A 16,153-nucleotide genomic window follows, 5' to 3' on the forward strand; every position below is an offset into this window, starting at 1 on the left:
CTTCCGCTTCACAAGGTGATGGACAGCGGGAATTAAGGCTACGCCCCCAAGACCGTGAAGGTCAGGTCGGGCCGGTTCATCGTCGTGTAAGTCACATCGGAAACCGTGTTTCGGGGCTTGAAATGGCGGGAAACAAGCGTGGTTCCGCTGTGAGAGGACCGAATCGGGCATGGCTCCGCCACGCCGGTGATCACCTCGCTCCGGCCCCCGTCGCGACGTACGCACAGGCCGCACCTGCTCACACGTGTCCGGCTGCGCGGACGACCGTGGGACCGCAGGTGGATCTTGAGGCTCCGGATCGAACTTTACGTCAACTTGGCAGGGATCAAAGCCCCGGGAGGGTGACGATGATCCTGCAGCCCCGGTCGGATTCGGCCACGCCGATCCGGCCGCCGTGCAGATCGACCGCCCACCGGGCGATCGCCAGCCCCAGCCCCGTACCGCCGTCGCTGCCGGGCCCGTGCGGCCGTCGTACGGCTCCCCGGTTGAAGCGCTCGAAGACGCGGTGCCACTCCGAGCGCGGAATGCCGGGGCCCTCGTCCAGGACCTCCAGCTCCAGCGACTCCGGCTGCTGGCCGCGCCGCGCCTTCAGGGTCACCCGGCCGTGCGGCGGGCTGTGCTTGACCGCGTTGTCGATGAGGTTCGCCACGACCTGGTGGATGCGCTCCGGGTCGGCGTGCGCGGTCAGCTCCGGCGGCGAGACGTCCAGGTGCAGATGGACGTCCGTACGGGTGTGACTTCCGGAGTTCGAGGCCAGACCGCGCGCCCCGGCGACCATGTTGGCCTCCTTGAGCACGCCCGAGAGGTACGGCCACACCTCGAAGCGGCGCTGCCGCAGCGGTACGACGCCGTTGTCCAGGCGGGAGAGGTCCAGCAGGGTCTCCACGAGCCGTCCGAGGCGCTCGGTCTGCTTCAGGGCCGTGCGCATGGTCTCGGTGTCCGGCTCGGCGATGCCGTCGACGACGTTCTCCAGGACGGCGCGCAGTCCCGCGATGGGCGTACGCAGCTCGTGCGAGACGTTCGCCACCAGCTCCTTGCGCTGGCGGTCCTGGGCCTCCAGCTCGTCGGCCATGACGTTGATCGTCTCGGCCAGGTCGCCCAGCTCGTCCCGGCGGTTCTCGCGCACCCGGCGGGTGTAGTCGCCCTGCGAGATGGACCGGGCCACCGCGTTCATGTCGTCCAGCGGCGCGGTGAGCGAATGGGCCACGAACTGCGTTATCAACAGTGTGGCGATCATCGAGAAGACCGTGATGAAGCGCAGCTCCGTCTTGGTGTGCACCGCGATCATCGACAGACCCGTGGTGATCAGGACCGAGACGACGACCAGCGCGCCGAGCTTGGTCTTGATCGAGAACGGGCGTACGGCGCCCCAGGGCTCCTCCCCGGGGCCTCTCGGTCCGGCCGGCCCGGCGCTCATGGCGTCGGTGTCTCCAGCGCGTAGCCCACACCGTGCACGGTGCGGATCCGCTCGGCGCCGATCTTCCGGCGCAGCGCCTTGATGTGGCTGTCGACGGTCCGGGTGCCCGAGGCGTCCGCCCAGTCCCACACCTCGGCGAGCAGCTGCTCACGCGAGAGCACCGCACGCGGGGTGTTGGCCAGGCACACCAGCAGGTCGAACTCGGTCGGCGTGAGGTGCACGTCCTCGCTGCGCACCCGCACCCGGCGCTGTGCGTGGTCGATCTCCAGCTCGCCGAGGCGCAGAATGCCGGACCGGGGCGTGGAGGCCGCGACGGCCGCCCGCTCCACCCGGCGCAGCAGTACGTGCACCCGGGCCGCCAGCTCCCGCATGGAGAACGGCTTGGTCATGTAGTCGTCGGCGCCGACCCCGAGGCCGACCAGCATGTCGGTCTCGTCGTCGCGCGCGGTGAGCATCAGCACCGGCACCGGCCGCTGGGCCTGCACGCGACGGCAGACCTCCAGACCGTCGAAGCCGGGCAGCATGATGTCGAGGATCAGCAGATCGGGCTGCCAGGCCTCGGCGGTGTCGACGGCGGCCGGTCCGTCGCCCGCCGTTTGCACGAGAAATCCCTCGGCGCGCAGGCGGGCCGCGATGGCGTCGACGATCGTGGGGTCGTCCTCGACGACCAGAACCCGGCGCTGGGCGCCCGGAGTGGCCGCCGCCGCGCCGTTGTGGGAGGTGTGTGTCTGCTCCATCGCCCGCCCCTGTGTGCTTTCCGGAACCAGTGGGGTGATCCCATGACTGCGATTGACGCTTGAATGATCCGCGTCAGGGATGCACATTACGGGGACAGGCGGCGCACTCGCTATCCAGGGCGGACGGCAAGGTGAACGACGTCCGGAACGCCCCGGGCAACCGGGATCTCTTCGGTACGCACCTGTTTGAACCCGGCATTCCACAAGGATTCCTCGAATTCGGAAGAGGGCTGGGCGGACCACACGGCGAGTACCCCGCCCGGCCTCAACACCCTTGCGCAGCTTGCGAGTCCGGCCGGTGAGTAGAGGCTCTGGTTGTCCTCGTCGACGGTCCAGCCGGGCCCGTTGTCGATGTCCAGGCACAGCGCGTCGAATGTGTCGGAAGTCTCATTGACGTACGTCACTAGATCGTTTTCGACGATCATCGTGCGCGGATCGGCGAACGCGCGCGCGGACAGGGACGACAGCGGGCCGTCCCGGTGCCAGTCGACGACCGCCGGCTCCCGCTCCACGACCGTGATCCGTCCCCAGCGGGGATCCCGCGCGGCGTGCGCGAGCGAGAACCCGACGCCGAGCCCGCCGATCAGCACGACCGGCCCCGCCCGTCCGTCCAGGGCGTCCCGGGCGGCGTCCACGAGCAGCCGCTCCGAGCGGCCGTCGGAGGTGTCCATCAGGAAGCAGCCGTTGGCGATGATCTGCAGCAACCCGCCGTGCCGGCGCAGGACCACCTCGCCGTACGGCCCCTCGCGCCGGTCCAGGACCATGGGAGGGCTCTCGTCCAGGGAAGTCGCGCCGGTCATGTCCGCCATGGCGTCCATCCTGCCCCAACAGGGCTTTGCGGCCACGCGAATTACGGGCGTCGGACGGTCGCACGGGTGTCACTCGTTCGAGGGGCCGCACGGCGCTCCGCGCCCGCCGCTGGCCCCAGGCGGCTCATATGGTTCCTCCCGACCTCTCACAGTTCTTCAGAAAATCCTGTGAATCGCTCCCCGCGTGGCTTCGGTCATAGACAGCGACTCCGGGGACGGCAAAGGCTGGTGAGGTGAAACGGAAGGAGCGCCTCACCGTGGAACGGACCGTTGGGGCCGCGTCAACGCCCACGCCGGAGCCCTTTGCGGCGACTTCGCCGGGGCCGCTGCCCGGCGTGGAGGTCGCCGTTCTGCTGGACGGTGTGCCTCGGCAGCGTGGCTCGGGCACGGTGCGCGTTCCGAAGGTCCCCCGCCCTGTCCTGCGGGTGCGTCCCTGGCGGCTGCTGCCCACCCCCAGCGGCGCCCCGGTCACCTTCGCCTACACGGCGATCCTGGCCCTGACCTCGCTCTTCGCCGGCTACGCCAGCCCCGGCCTGCTGCGCGCCGTCTACCAGGACTCCAGCACCGACGTCGCCCACCTCCTGCGCACACCGGTGTTCGTCCTGCTGGCCAGCGCGCTGTGGGTCGCCGGCGGTCTCCTCTCCCCGTACGTCCTCGCCTTCGTGCTGGTCCTGACCGCGCTGGAACGGCGGATAGGGGGCGCCCGGGCGCTCCTCGTCTTCCTGGCGGGCCATGTGCTGGCCACCCTCGCCACCGAGGTCCCGGTCGGCCTCGCGGTCCTGGTCGGCCACCTGCCCGACAGCTCCCTGCACCGCCTCGACTACGGCATCAGCTTCGGCGTGGCCGCCAGCATCGGCGCCCTCTCCGGCCTGCTCACCCCCTGGCTGCGCTGGCCCCTGCTCGCCCTGGTCGGCTACAGCCTCCTCACGGACCTCGCCGCCTTCGAGGACCCGATGACCAACTGGGGCCACCTGATCTCGCTGGGCATCGGGACGGCACTCTGGCCGGTGGTACGACGCTGGTACCAGGAGCGGCACCAGACTCCGGCCGGGGCCGCCGCCGCGTGACGTGCGGGATCAGGCCCTGCGCGCGGCCCCGAGCCCGCTCAGGGCGGCGGCATGCCCGCTCAGGGCGGCGGCATGCCCGCTCAGGACAGCGGCACGCCCGCTCAGGGCGGCGGGAGCCGACCGTGGCGAGGTGACCGGCTCGTGCTGTGCCCGGCCTAGAAGACCGTTCGCGAGGTCACCGGGCCCCGGCCGGCCCGGCTGACGGGAGTCGGCCGACACCGGCCAACTCCCGTGGCGACGGCGCGTTAGTACTCCGTGTACTGCGTCAGAGGGCCGGAGTCCAGACGTACGGGGTGGTTGTCGTCAGACCGTCTCCCGCGGCTCGGCCACGGAACCCGCCGCGCGCAGTCGGTCGGGGAGGTCCGCCGGGTCGTCGTGCCCGCGCGTCTTCCACTCCACCGCCTCGCCGCGCGCCGCGAAGAAGTCCCGCTGCCGGGCGATCAGCGCGTCCAGCCCGGGGCCGCGCACACCGCCCCAGTCGCGCGGCCCGGTCACGAAGCCGCGGTGCTGGCCCACGACCCGCAGGACGGGGCCGTCGTGTTCGTAGGTGATCCCGGGCGCGGGGGCGGGCTGGACGGCGCGCATCTGGGCGTCGTAGGCGGCCAGCAGGGCCGTGTCGGTGTCGGTGTCGGTCATCGGCCGAACCTACGGGGAATGAGCCCGCGCCGATCAACTGTTTTCCAGCCGTGGCGTCAGGTGTTCTCCCGGGCGTGCGCCCGATACGGCCAGGTCACCTACCGATCGCTCAGAGCGAACGCACCCCCGGGAACATTCGGTGGCTCACATGCATTGAGTCGGCATAACTCAAGTTCAATGCCGAAGGGGAGATCATGGCTTCGACGTCCGCATCACTCACCCTCCCTGTGCTGCCCCTCGACGGCGAGGTCGTGCTGCCCGGGATGGTGGTCCCGCTGGACCTCAAGGACCCCGATGTACGTGCCGCCGTGGAGGCCGCCCAGGCCGCCGCCCGTACCGAGCCCGGCAAGCCCAGGGTGCTGCTGGTACCGCGTATCGACGGCGCCTACCCGAGCACCGGCGTGCTCGGCACCGTGGAGCAGGTCGGCCGACTGGCCGACGGTGACCCCGGCGCGCTGATCCGCGGCCGTTACCGCGTCCGCATCGGCGCCGGCACCACCGGCCCGGGTGCCGCCCTGTGGGTGGAGGGCACCCGCATCGAGGAGAACGTCCCGGAACCGGTGCCCGGTCATGTCACCGAACTGGTCAAGGAGTACAAGGCCCTCGCCACCGCCTGGCTGCGCAAGCGCGCCGCCTGGCAGGTCGTCGACCGGGTGCAGGCCATCGACGACGTCTCCGCGCTCGCCGACAACTCCGGCTACTCGCCGTTCCTGACCACCGACCAGAAGATCGAGCTGCTCGAGACCGCCGACCCGGTGGCCCGCCTCAAGCTGGCCACCCAGCAGCTGCGCGACCACCTCGCCGAGCAGGACGTGGCCGAGACCATCGCCAAGGACGTCCAGGAGGGTGTCGACAAGCAGCAGCGCGAGTTCCTGCTCCGCCGCCAGCTCGAAGCCGTCCGCAAGGAGCTGCGCGAGCTCAACGGCGAGAAGGACGGTGAGGAGTCCGACGACTACCGCACCCGCGTGGAGGCCGCCGACCTGCCCGAGAAGGTCCGCGAGGCCGCCCTCAAGGAGGTCGACAAGCTGGAGCGGTCCAGCGACCAGTCCCCCGAGGGCTCGTGGATCCGCACCTGGCTGGACACGGTGCTGGAACTGCCGTGGAACGAGCGGACCGAGGACGAGTACGACATCCAGGGCGCCAAGGCGGTCCTGGACGCCGAGCACGCCGGCCTGGAGGACGTGAAGGAGCGGATCACCGAGTACCTGGCGGTGCGCAAGCGCCGTGGCGACCGGGGGCTCGGGGTCATCGGCGGGCGCCGCGGCGGTGCCGTGCTGGCGCTGGTCGGTCCGCCCGGTGTCGGCAAGACCTCGCTCGGTGAGTCCGTCGCCCATGCCATGGGGCGGAAGTTCGTCCGGGTCGCCCTCGGCGGTGTCCGTGACGAGGCCGAGGTCCGCGGTCACCGGCGTACGTACGTGGGCGCGCTGCCCGGCCGGATCGTCCGCGCCATCAAGGAGGCCGGTTCGATGAACCCGGTCGTCCTGCTCGACGAGATCGACAAGGTGGGGTCCGACTTCCGGGGCGACCCGGCGGCCGCCCTGCTCGAGGTCCTCGACCCGGCGCAGAACCACACCTTCCGCGACCACTACCTGGAAGTCGAACTCGACCTGTCCGACGTCGTCTTCCTGGCCACCGCCAACGTCCTGGAGGCCATCCCGGAGGCCCTGCTCGACCGTATGGAGCTGGTCCGCCTGGACGGCTACACCGAGGACGAGAAGGTCGTCATCGCCCGTGACCACCTGCTCCCGCGCCAGCTGGAGCGGGCGGGCATCGACAAGGACGAGGTCGTCCTGGAGGAGAGCGCGCTGCGCAAGCTCGCCGGCGAGTACACCCGGGAGGCGGGCGTCCGCACCCTGGAGCGGTCGATCGCCCGGCTGCTGCGCAAGGTCGCGGCCCAGCACGAACTGGGACAGCGGGAGCTGCCGTTCACCGTCAGGGACGAGGACCTGCGCGCCCTGATCGGCCGGCCGCACCACGTGCCCGAGTCCGCCCAGGACCCGGCCGAGCGCCGGACGGCGGTCCCGGGCGTGGCGACCGGGCTCGCGGTCACCGGAGCGGGCGGCGACGTCCTCTTCGTGGAGGCGTCACTGGCCGACCCGGAGACGGGCGCGGCGGGGCTGACCCTCACCGGTCAGCTGGGTGACGTGATGAAGGAGAGCGCGCAGATCGCCCTGTCCTTCCTCCGTTCCCACGGCGCCGAACTGGAACTCCCGGTCGGCGACCTGAAGGAGCGGGGCGTGCACATCCACTTCCCGGCGGGCGCGGTCCCGAAGGACGGCCCGAGCGCCGGCGTCACCATGACGACGGCCCTCGCGTCCCTCCTGTCGGGCCGGCTGGTCCGCACGGACGTGGCGATGACCGGCGAGGTCTCGCTGACCGGCCGGGTGCTGCCCATCGGCGGCGTGAAGCAGAAGCTGCTCGCCGCCCAGCGCGCCGGGGTGAGCACCGTCATCATCCCCAAGCGCAACGAGGCCGACCTGGACGACGTCCCGGCGGAGGTGCTGGACAAGCTCGACGTCCACGCCGTCACCGACGTCCGCCAGGTCCTGGAGCTGGCGCTCGCGCCCGCCACGAACGGCGCGGCGCCGGAGGTTCCGGTAGCGGCGTGACGGACGCTGCCGGATGAGGAAGGCCCGGGTCCCCGCGAGGAGGCCCGGGCCTTCGCCGTGTGCGGTGTCAGCCGTTGGCGAGTGCGATCACCCGGTCAAGGGCTCCGTTGAACTTGTCGTGGTCTCCGACGGTCGGACCGGACGACGTGTACTGCCACGCCGTGTAGTACGACCAGCCGGCCGGCAGCGTCCCCACGTCCGAGGCGTACCGGGCGACCCACAGCGGGTTGGTGGCGGCGAAGCCGCTGTAGTTGCCGGTGCAGTCGGTCCACCAGCTGGTCGCCGTGTAGATCACGGCGTCCCGGCCGGTCCGTGCCTTGTAGGTGTTCAGGAAGTCGGCGATCCAGCTGACCATCGCGCTCGCGGACTTGCCGTAGCACGCGGCGCCGTACGGGTTCCACTCGATGTCGAGGACGCCGGGCAGGGTCTTGCCGTCCCGCGACCAGCCGCCGCCGTGGTCGACGAAGTAGTTGGCCTGGGTGGCGCCGCTCGTGGTGTCCGGGGTCGCGAAGTGGTAGGCGCCGCGGATCATGCCCACGTCGTAGGAGCCGTTGTACTGCTGGGTGAAGTAGGGGTTCGTGTAGTACGTGCCTTCGGTCGCCTTGGTGTACGCCCATTTGACCCCGCTGCTCAGCAGGGTCGACCAGGCGACGTTGCCCTGGTACCCGGCGACGTCGACACCCTCGGTCTGGGTGGCGTCGCCGCTCTTGGGCGTACCGCTCTGGCCGTCGTGGGCCAGGACGCCCATGCCCATGTACGCCGAACCGCGGGCGGGGGTGCCCGTGTCGGCGTGGGCCGGGGTCAGGGAGACCGTCGCGAGCAGCAGCGCGAGCAGTCCGGTGACGAGAGTGGGGGCGGGTCTGTGCACGGGCATGACGTGCCTCCGTGGGGTGAGGTGGGGTCCCAGATATGCCAGAGACGGTCGGCGCGAGCGGCGCGACACGACGGGGGTCACACGGTGCGACGCCAACCGCTGGCGTGGGCATGCCATCGATTGCCTGGTGGAGACGCTACGCACGTAGAAGAAGCCGGGGAAGGGGGTCCGGACGCTGCCGTTGGTCTACGCCTGCGAAATACTTGGCGAGCTGCGGTGATGACGGGGTTTGACGGAAACTTTCAGGACTGCGAAACCGATCAGGGGTGCTGACGTGCACGACGACGAAAAGGGCGACGAACAGCCCGCCGCCACCGGATTGACGCCCAGTGGTGCAGACCAGGAATTCCTCACCCTGGAACGCGAGTTGACGATGCTGCTGCGGCGCGCCCGGGCCAATCAGGGAGAGATGGCCCGCGAGGTCCACCCCGACCTGGAGTCCGCCGCGTACGGCCTGCTGGTCCGGCTCGACGAGTGCGGCGGTCAGCGCGCCACCGAACTGGCCGCCTACATCGGCGTCGGCAAGGCCACCATGTCCCGCCAGCTGCGGGCCCTGGAGGAGCTCGGGCTGATCGCCCGCCAGCCCGACCCGGCCGACGGACGGGCCTGGCTGGTCGCCCTCACCGACGAGGGCCGGCGCCGGGTCGGCACGGTCCGCGAGGCCCGCCGCGGCCGCTACGTCAGTCAGCTCGCCCACTGGCCCCGCCAGGAGGTCGCCGAACTGGCCCGGCTGCTGCACCAGCTGAACGGCGTCATGGAGAAGTAGCCGCCGACGGGGGCTTCAGGACGCACCGGGGGCATCGGAACGCGCGGGGGCTTCGGTACGCACGGGCGCTTCAGAGTTCGACGTGCACCACCGTCGCGTCGTCGTGCGTCTTGCTCCGCCGCAGGAACACCCGCCCCTCCCGGTCGGCCGCCTCCAGCTCCCGTACCCGTTCCACCAGCGCCCGCGCGCCCTCTTTGCGTACGACGTCGAAGAGGGCCGCCCAGTCGCCCTCGCGGAACTTCTCGGTCCAGCGGGTCGCCCCGTCGGTGAGGGCCGCGAGGGCGCCGACCCGGTGCCGGGGCACGCTCCCGGTGACCGCGCGGGCCGCGACCGAGGGGTCGGCGGCGGCCGTGAAGAAGCCGCCCTCCTTGTTGCGGACCGTGGCGTCGGCGATCGCGTCCGTGGCCAGGGAGGACCGGGGGAGGCGGTCGAGCCGGTCGTCCAGGACCGGGATGACGGTGCCGTCGGGGGAGCGCAGGAGCAGCGCGGAGTCGGACAGGACCAGGTACTCCACGGTGTCCTCGGACCAGCGGGCCAGAACGACCGTCGCCTGGGGGGTGCGCGGGTGAGAAAGGTCACAGGTGTCACCGTGTGCGTCGGCTGTGCGGTGGATCGCCCGTTCGAGGATCTCCCGCAGCGTCAGATCTCGTGCCGAAACGGTCAGTTCGGTCAACGCGCCGCCGAGCCGCGCGGTGAACCAGGGGACGGAATGCAGACACCCGGTTCCGTCCTTCGGCGGGGTGACCCCGTCCAGGACGATCACACAGCCCCCCTGCCCCGAGGCGGGAAGTCCGACACCGGCGAAGTCCTCGTTGGGGCGGTCGGGGGCACCGGGTTCCGAAACGACTTCAGTACGCATTCGGCCAGTCTGCACGACCCCTTCACGACCTTCGCCAAAGGCTGGCAACCACCCGGGAATTCACGCGGTCTCGCAGGTCAGCCGCCTGTTTTGGGGTGGAATGGCGCACTCCGGGAAGGCGTGGTGGCGAATCCTGTCAAAGCCTGTCGTCCGCGTCCAACCGGCCAGCCGGAAAAGGCCCCCGCGCGGTCCGCCGGAACTTGCCCGCCAACTCCCCTCCGATGTTCACTCCTTCGGGTGGCGGGTCAGGCGATGCGAGACCGCCGCCCACCGGCGCTGGGAGGGTCGGGGACCTACATAACGGGTGCACGTATCGGGTACACGCACCACTTGGCACCGAAATGCCGGGGATTATGACGGGGTGCCACCCGGCCCCATGGGTACACGAGTTCAGGAATGCGAGCACCGGTGCAGAAGACGCGGCCTCGGCGCACAGGCAAGAAGACGGCCTCCGAAACGGGCGCCGTCGCTCCCGTCGGCACCGGCCGCCGCAAGCATGTCCGCACACGGCTGATCGTGGCCGTGGCGGTGGTCGCCGCGGCGATCGCGGGGGCCGGCGCGCCCGCTGTGCTGACCGCCTCCGGGCAGCTGAGCGACTCCCAGGACCTGGTGACCCTCGCCGGGCGCACCCAGGACGCGCTGGCGCTGGCCAACTCGCTCGCCGACGAGCGCGACGAGGTCACCTCCTACGTCGCGGCGGGCCGCCCCAAGTCCAAGGCGCCCTCCCAGGACCGCGGCGCCCGGGTCGACCGCCAGGTCGAGGACCTGCGCGCGGACACCGACATCCCGGGCTGGCTGCGCACCGACCTCGACGGCATCGCGGCCGTCCGCCGGTCCGCGCTCACCGGGCAGAGCACGGCCCTGCAGGCGCACGAGGCGTACTCCCGGACCATCACCGAACTCCACCGGCTCGCCGTGGAACTGGCCGAGCAGACGCCCCCCAGGGCCGGCTCCGGCGCCTACGCGCTCGCCCAGCTGGACTCCGCCGTCCAGCAGTCCGCGGCGGCCCGGGGCCTCCTGCTCGCCGCCCTGAACGTCCCCACCTCCACCCAGACCACGATCGACCCGCTCACCGGTCTGTCCACCACGAGCAAGACCACCTCGGACGCCGACAGGAAGCAGCGCGACGCGCTCACCGCCGCCGCCCAGCAGGCCAGGCTGCGCGCCGACGCGGCTCTCGCCGACTTCCGCGACACCGCGCCCACGACGGCGGTCGAGTCGTACGACTCCACGGTCACCGGCAACGACGTCAACGACGCCGACAAGTTCCTGGCCGCCCTCACCGACCAGCCGACCCTCTCCGACGACGACCTCGCCACCGGCACCAAGAAGCTGGACACCGCGCTGTCCGCCCGGGTCGACCTGATGCGGGGCGCCGAGTCCGCCCTCTACGACCACCGCACCAAGGACCTCGCCAAGTTCCGCGACGACGACGTCACCGCGCTGGAGATCCGGGTCGCGGTGCTCGGCGCCCTGATGCTGGTGGCGGTGGGCGTCGCCACGGCCATGGCCCGCACCCTCACCCGCCCCCTCTCGGTGCTCCGCCGGGGCTCGGCGCGGCTCGCCGAGGCCGAGGACCCGCGCGCCGCGGAACCGATCACGTTCACGGGCCGCGACGACGAGTTCGCCCAGGTCGTCCGCTCCGTCAACGCTCTGCACGCGCGCGCCGCGGAGCTCTACGACCGCATCGCCACCCTGGAGACCGACCGCAAGCACCTGGTCGGCCAGCGCCAGAAGATGGCCGACGCCCGCGAGGAACTGCGCGCCGAACTGGCCGACGCCGGCGACCAGCTCGAGCGGCTGCGCACCAGCATCGGCGGCACCTTCGTCAACCTCGCGCTGCGCACCCTCGGCCTGGTGGAGCGGCAGCTGGCGGTGATCGAGGGCCTGGAGGAGCGCGAGCACGACCCGGACCGGCTGGCCACCCTCTTCAAGCTCGACCACTTCGCCACGGTCATGCGCCGGCACAGCGAGAACCTCCTGGTCCTCGCCGGTACCGAGCACGTCCAGCAGCATGCGGGCCCGATCCCGCTGGTGGACGTCGTCCGGGCGGCGGTCAGCGAGATCGAGCGGTACGAGCGGGTCCGGATCTCGGCCCTGCCCCCGCACGCGCACGTGGCCGGCTTCGCCGCCGACGACCTCAGCCACCTGCTCGCCGAGCTGATGGAGAACGCCACCGCGTCCTCCCCGCCCGACGTGCCCGTGGAGATCTCCGGCTGGCTGCTGGAGAGCGGCGAGGTCATGCTCTCCGTGCAGGACGAGGGCATCGGCATGACCGCCGACCGCCTGGTCCGCCTCAACGGCCGCCTCGCCGCCTTCGACCCCGAGTCGCCGTACGACCAGGAGGGCGAGGGCGGTCTCGGCCTCGGCCTCTACGTGGTGGCCCGCCTGGCCCACCGGCATGGCGTCCGCGTGCAGCTGCGCGAGCAGAAGCAGGGCGGGGTGGCGGCGGTCGTGGTGCTGCCCCGGTCCCTGCTGGCCGCGGCCCCCACGGCGGCGGTCCCCTCGGCCACGACGGGTTCCGGCGCCGCCCACGGCTTCTCCCTGCCCGGCGCGGACGCGGAGGTCAACTCCAACGTCCTGTACGGCCGCACGAAGTCCGGCGACCCCCTGGTGACGCTGGCGGAGAAGGCCGTACGGGACGCCGACGAACAGCCCGCGCACGAACAGGCGGCCCACGAACAGCCCGCCCACGAACAGCCCGTCCACGGACAGGCGGCCCCACCGAAGGCAGCGGCTCCCGAACCGGAGGCCCGCCCGAAGGCACCGGCGGAGACCTTCGCCGAGACGACGATGGAACTCCTGCTCCCGGACCCGGCAGGGCTGGAGTCCGGGGCGGCAGCGGACCCGACGCGAACCGCTGCCACCGGGGAGCAGGCGCACCCTGCTGCCGCCACCGGGGAGCAGGCGCACCCTGCTGCCGCCGCGGGGGAGCAGGCCTACCCCGCCGCTGCCGCCGGGGAGCGGACGCACCCCGCTGACGCCGAGGGGCACACGCGGCCGCGGTCCGCGGTCGCCGACGGTGAGCGGGCCCCACTGGGGCCACCCGCAGTCGACCACGAAAGCCGCACGGGTGGTGCGGATGGGAACGACGGCTTCGGCGACGCCCGCCCGGGCGGTGCCGTCGGGGACGACGGCGCCGTGGACGAGGACCCGGTCACCAGCAAGGGCCTCCCCAAGCGCACCCCCAGGATCACCGCCCCCGCCCCGGCCCCCCGCCAGCGCGGCACCGGCGTCGACGCCGACGCCCTGCGCCGCAGGCTCGGCGGCTTCCGCAGCGGCGCCGACGCCGGCCGCCGGGACGTCGCGGCGGAGATCGCCGAGCAGACCGGCCAGAACCCGATGCCGAGTACCGCACCAGCCGTACCCGGATCAGTCGTGTCCGAAGAAGCCACGGGGGGCACAGTCGAGGAGGCAAGCAGTTGACGGCGCCCAGTACCTTCGGACTGAGCAGTGAGGCTCGTAACCTGCACTGGCTGCTGAGCAACCTCGTCGAGGAGGTGGCCGGTATCCAGTCGGTGGCCGTGGTCTCCTCCGACGGGCTGCTCCTGCTCTCCTCGGACCCCGGCCGCAACGAAGAGGCCCGTGAGGCCAGGAGCGAGAAGCGCACCGGCCCGCGCGGCTCCGCCGCCGACCTCGCCACCATCGTCTCCGGCATCGGCAGCCTGACGATCGGCGCCGCCCGGCTGATGGACTTCGGCGGGGTCAAGCACACGATGGTCGCGATGGACGAGGGCAGCCTCTTCGTGATGTCGATCAGCGACGGCTCGCTGCTCGGCGTACACGGCTCCGCGGAGTGCGACATGAGCGTCGTGGCCTATCACATGGCGCTGTTCGTCGGCCGCGCCGGTCACGTCCTGACCCCGGAGCTCCGCACCGAGCTGAGGAAATCCCTCGAGGCAGACGCGACGAGGAGCGGCCAGTGAGCAACGCGCCGAAGAACCGCAGGCAGAACCTCCCGGTGCGAGGCGGCGACCGCAAGCCCGCCCGCGTCCGCCCCTACTCGCTCACCGGCGGCCGTACCCGCTTCGGCCACGTCCTCCTCGTGGAGACGTTCGTGGCGGCGCTGGAGGCCCCCGAGGAGCGCAAGGAACTGACGAATGGTTCCCTCAACTCCCGGGTGATGCCGGAGATGCGGGCCATCGTCGAACTCTGCCGCCGTATGCGCACGGTGGCCGAGATCGCCGCGCTGCTGAAGATGCCGCTCGGTGTGGTCCGGGTCCTGCTCAGTGACCTCGCGGACCAGGGAAAGATCCGTGTGTACGGAACCGGGACCGGTCACGGCGTGGGCCGCCCGGACCGCGCTCTGCTCGAAAGGGTGCTCAGTGGACTACGCCGTCTCTGACGCCTCCGGCGTCGCCCCGCTCCTCGACGGGGAGGAGCACGTGAGGTCCTGGCAGACGGACCGCGCCCGGGCCCCCATCGCGACGAAGATAGTCGTGGCGGGCGGTTTCGGCGTCGGCAAGACCACACTGGTCACCGCCGTCTCGGAGATCACGCCCCTGCAGACCGAGGCGCTGATGACCGAGGCGAGCGAGGAGACCGACGACCTCACCGCCACGCCCGGCAAGCTCACCACCACCGTGGCCATGGACTTCGGCCGCATCACCCTCGACGACGACCTGGTGCTCTACCTGTTCGGCACGCCGGGCCAGCAACGGTTCTGGTTCATGTGGGACGACCTGGTGCGGGGCGCGATCGGGGCCGTCGTGCTCGCGGACACCCGGCGCCTGAAGGACTGCTTCCCGGCACTGGACTACTTCGAGAGCTGCGGGCTGCCGTACGTCGTCGCGGTCAACCACTTCGACGGCAGCGAGCGCTTCGAGCCCGAGGACGTGCGGGAGGCATTGACGATTCCCCCGCGCATACCTGTAATGATCATGGACGCCCGCCGCCGTGTCCCGGTGATCGAGACGCTGTTGTCCCTGGTCGCCCACGCGCTGGACGAAACCCCCGAGTAGCCCTCGAGTGGCCCACCGAGTGGCCCACCGAGTAGATCTTCGTTAGGAGCCACCACCCGCATGCGGAAGATACTCGTCGTGGGGGCCGGCCAGTCCGGCCTCCAGCTCGCCCTCGGCCTCCAGTCGCACGGCTACGAGGTCACCCTGATGTCGAACCGGACCGCGGACGAGATCCGCTCCGGCCGGGTCATGTCGACGCAGTGCATGTTCCACACGGCACTGCAGCACGAGCGCGATCTCCAGCTGAACTTCTGGGAGTCCCAGGCCCCGAAGATCGAAGGACTCGGCGTCTCGGTCGCCGCCCCCGGCTCCTGGGCCGAGGGCCCCGCGGCCCGCGCGATCGACTGGGTGGGCAAGCTCGACGGGTACGCGCAGTCGGTCGACCAGCGGGTGAAGATGGCCGGCTGGATGGAGACCTTCGCCCAGCGCGGCGGCCAGCTGGTCATCCACGGCGCGGCGGTCGGCGACCTCGACTACTTCGCCCGCGCCTACGACCTGGTGCTGGTCTCGGCGGGCAAGGGCGAGCTGGTCCAGATGTTCGGCCGGGACCCGGAGCGGTCCCCCTACACCGAGCCGCAGCGCGCCCTGGCCGTCGCCTACGTCCACGGGCTCGGCCCCCGCCCCGAGCACCCGGACTTCTACGCGGTCCGCTGCAACCTGGTCCCCGGTGTCGGCGAACTCTTCGTCATGCCGACCCTGACCACCTCCGGACCGGCCGACATCCTCTTCTGGGAGGGCATACCCGGCGGCCCGCTGGACGTCTTCAACGGCGTCAAGGACCCCGCGGAGCACCTCTCCCTGACCCTGGAACTCATGGAGCGGTACACGCCCTGGGAGTACGCGCGGGCCACCAAGGTCGAACTGACCGACGCGGGCGGCACACTGGCCGGCCGCTACGCACCCACCGTCCGCAACCCCGTCGGCCGCCTCCCCGGCGGCGGCCTGGTGCTGGGCGTCGCGGACGTCGTCGTCGCGAACGACCCGATCACCGGCCAGGGCTCCAACTCGGCGGCCAAGTGCGCCGCCGCCTATCTCGCCTCGATCCTCGAGCACGGCGAGAAGGAGTTCGACGAGACCTGGATGCAGCAGACCTTCGACCGCTACTGGGACACCGCCCAGCACGTCACCAAGTGGACGAACGCGATGCTCGCCCCGCCGCCGGAGCACATCCTCAACCTGATCGGCGCGGCCGGCCAGCTCCAGCCGGCCGCCGACCGCTTCGCCAACGGCTTCAACGACCCCTCCGACTTCGAGAACTTCTTCTACGAGCCGGAGAAGACGGAGGCGTACCTGGCGTCGGTGGCAGGCGCCGCCTGATCCGGCCGGTTTTCGGCCGCGGGTGCGTGGCGGTTGCTCGCGCGGTTCCTCCCCCAGCCTTCGGCCGGGGGTACCCCCAGCGCCCCTTCGGGGGCGCGTTG

The 16,153-nt window shown here is 71.5% G+C and carries 13 protein-coding genes and 1 pseudogene; 8 read left to right on the plus strand and 6 right to left on the minus strand.

Translation table 11 applies throughout. The features are described 5' to 3' along the window. Positions 1 to 325 precede the first annotated feature (325 nt). The 3 genes from AB0D59_RS37995 to AB0D59_RS38005 form a co-directional block, all read right to left on the minus strand. Positions 326 to 1,417 carry a HAMP domain-containing sensor histidine kinase gene (locus AB0D59_RS37995; protein WP_351705093.1) on the minus strand — a complete coding sequence of 364 codons (1,092 nt, stop codon included), beginning with the start codon at positions 1,415 to 1,417 and terminating at the stop codon, positions 326 to 328. After that, a complete protein-coding gene (locus AB0D59_RS38000; protein WP_362575401.1) occupies positions 1,414 to 2,154 on the minus strand; it encodes a response regulator transcription factor in 741 nt (246 codons plus the stop codon). Before AB0D59_RS38000 ends, AB0D59_RS37995 begins: the two co-directional genes overlap by 4 nt. 110 nt (positions 2,155 to 2,264) lie before the next feature. Continuing rightward, complete coding sequence (locus AB0D59_RS38005) at positions 2,265 to 2,954, minus strand: spermidine synthase (protein WP_362575610.1); 690 nt, start codon at positions 2,952 to 2,954, stop codon at positions 2,265 to 2,267. 344 nt (positions 2,955 to 3,298) lie between these two features. Between AB0D59_RS38005 and AB0D59_RS38010 the strand changes: the two genes are divergently transcribed. After that, positions 3,299 to 4,030, plus strand: coding sequence for a rhomboid-like protein (locus tag AB0D59_RS38010; RefSeq protein ID WP_362575611.1), 732 nt, complete (start codon positions 3,299 to 3,301; stop codon positions 4,028 to 4,030). A 306-nt stretch (positions 4,031 to 4,336) separates the two neighbouring features. Here the strand turns inward: AB0D59_RS38010 and AB0D59_RS38015 are convergent. Beyond that, positions 4,337 to 4,666: pseudogene (locus AB0D59_RS38015) on the minus strand (GNAT family N-acetyltransferase); the annotation flags it as partial. 194 nt (positions 4,667 to 4,860) lie between these two features. Between AB0D59_RS38015 and lon the strand changes: the two are divergent. Beyond that, complete coding sequence (gene lon, locus AB0D59_RS38020) at positions 4,861 to 7,275, plus strand: endopeptidase La (protein WP_362575403.1); 2,415 nt, start codon at positions 4,861 to 4,863, stop codon at positions 7,273 to 7,275. A 67-nt stretch (positions 7,276 to 7,342) separates the two neighbouring features. Here the strand turns inward: lon and AB0D59_RS38025 are convergent, their stop codons facing one another. Beyond that, positions 7,343 to 8,149, minus strand: coding sequence for a lysozyme (locus AB0D59_RS38025; RefSeq protein WP_362575405.1), 807 nt, complete (start codon positions 8,147 to 8,149; stop codon positions 7,343 to 7,345). Positions 8,150 to 8,423: 274 nt separating this feature from the next. On the opposite strand from AB0D59_RS38025, the gene AB0D59_RS38030 reads away from it, so the two are divergent. Beyond that, positions 8,424 to 8,915, plus strand: a complete 492-nt coding sequence (locus AB0D59_RS38030) for a MarR family transcriptional regulator (RefSeq protein WP_362575407.1) — start codon at positions 8,424 to 8,426, stop codon at positions 8,913 to 8,915. 70 nt (positions 8,916 to 8,985) lie between these two features. Here AB0D59_RS38030 and AB0D59_RS38035 read toward each other — a convergent pair whose 3' ends face one another. Then, a complete protein-coding gene (locus tag AB0D59_RS38035) occupies positions 8,986 to 9,774 on the minus strand; it encodes a protein phosphatase 2C domain-containing protein (RefSeq protein WP_362575409.1) in 789 nt (262 codons plus the stop codon). Positions 9,775 to 10,182: 408 nt separating this feature from the next. On the opposite strand from AB0D59_RS38035, the gene AB0D59_RS38040 reads away from it, so the two are divergent. Genes AB0D59_RS38040 through AB0D59_RS38060 form a run of 5 tightly spaced genes read left to right on the plus strand, consistent with a single transcriptional unit; the run spans position 10,183 to position 16,052 of the window. Beyond that, the gene (locus AB0D59_RS38040; protein WP_362575411.1) at positions 10,183 to 13,200 is read left to right on the plus strand and encodes a nitrate- and nitrite sensing domain-containing protein; all 3,018 of its coding nucleotides are present in this window, start codon (positions 10,183 to 10,185) and stop codon (positions 13,198 to 13,200) included. After that, positions 13,197 to 13,700: a roadblock/LC7 domain-containing protein gene (locus AB0D59_RS38045; RefSeq protein ID WP_362575413.1), complete on the plus strand. Its 504-nt coding sequence runs from the start codon at positions 13,197 to 13,199 to the stop codon at positions 13,698 to 13,700. The genes AB0D59_RS38040 and AB0D59_RS38045 overlap by 4 nt, the downstream gene beginning before the upstream one ends. After that, complete coding sequence (locus tag AB0D59_RS38050) at positions 13,697 to 14,119, plus strand: DUF742 domain-containing protein (RefSeq protein ID WP_362575415.1); 423 nt, start codon at positions 13,697 to 13,699, stop codon at positions 14,117 to 14,119. Before AB0D59_RS38045 ends, AB0D59_RS38050 begins: the two co-directional genes overlap by 4 nt. Further along, positions 14,100 to 14,735, plus strand: a complete 636-nt coding sequence (locus AB0D59_RS38055; protein ID WP_362575416.1) for an ATP/GTP-binding protein — start codon at positions 14,100 to 14,102, stop codon at positions 14,733 to 14,735. Before AB0D59_RS38050 ends, AB0D59_RS38055 begins: the two co-directional genes overlap by 20 nt. A 60-nt stretch (positions 14,736 to 14,795) precedes the next feature. Beyond that, entirely contained in the window at positions 14,796 to 16,052 is a 1,257-nt protein-coding gene (locus AB0D59_RS38060) for a styrene monooxygenase/indole monooxygenase family protein (RefSeq protein WP_362575418.1), read from the plus strand. The last annotated feature ends 101 nt before the right edge of the window (positions 16,053 to 16,153 follow it).

The organism is Streptomyces sp. NPDC048417, assembly GCF_040651615.1.
In the GTDB taxonomy this organism is placed as follows: domain Bacteria; phylum Actinomycetota; class Actinomycetes; order Streptomycetales; family Streptomycetaceae; genus Streptomyces.

Excerpts from the sequence above, each read along its gene's own strand:
- AB0D59_RS37995 (WP_351705093.1), bottom strand. The coding sequence starts at position 1,417 with ATGAGCGCCGGGCCGGCCGGACCGAGAGGCCCCGGGGAGGAGCCCTGG.
- lon (WP_362575403.1), top strand. The coding sequence starts at position 4,861 with ATGGCTTCGACGTCCGCATCACTCACCCTCCCTGTGCTGCCCCTCGAC.
- AB0D59_RS38060 (WP_362575418.1), top strand. The coding sequence starts at position 14,796 with ATGCGGAAGATACTCGTCGTGGGGGCCGGCCAGTCCGGCCTCCAGCTC.
- AB0D59_RS38025 (WP_362575405.1), bottom strand. The coding sequence starts at position 8,149 with ATGCCCGTGCACAGACCCGCCCCCACTCTCGTCACCGGACTGCTCGCG.
- AB0D59_RS38035 (WP_362575409.1), bottom strand. The coding sequence starts at position 9,774 with ATGCGTACTGAAGTCGTTTCGGAACCCGGTGCCCCCGACCGCCCCAAC.
- AB0D59_RS38000 (WP_362575401.1), bottom strand. The coding sequence starts at position 2,154 with ATGGAGCAGACACACACCTCCCACAACGGCGCGGCGGCGGCCACTCCG.
- AB0D59_RS38005 (WP_362575610.1), bottom strand. The coding sequence starts at position 2,954 with ATGACCGGCGCGACTTCCCTGGACGAGAGCCCTCCCATGGTCCTGGAC.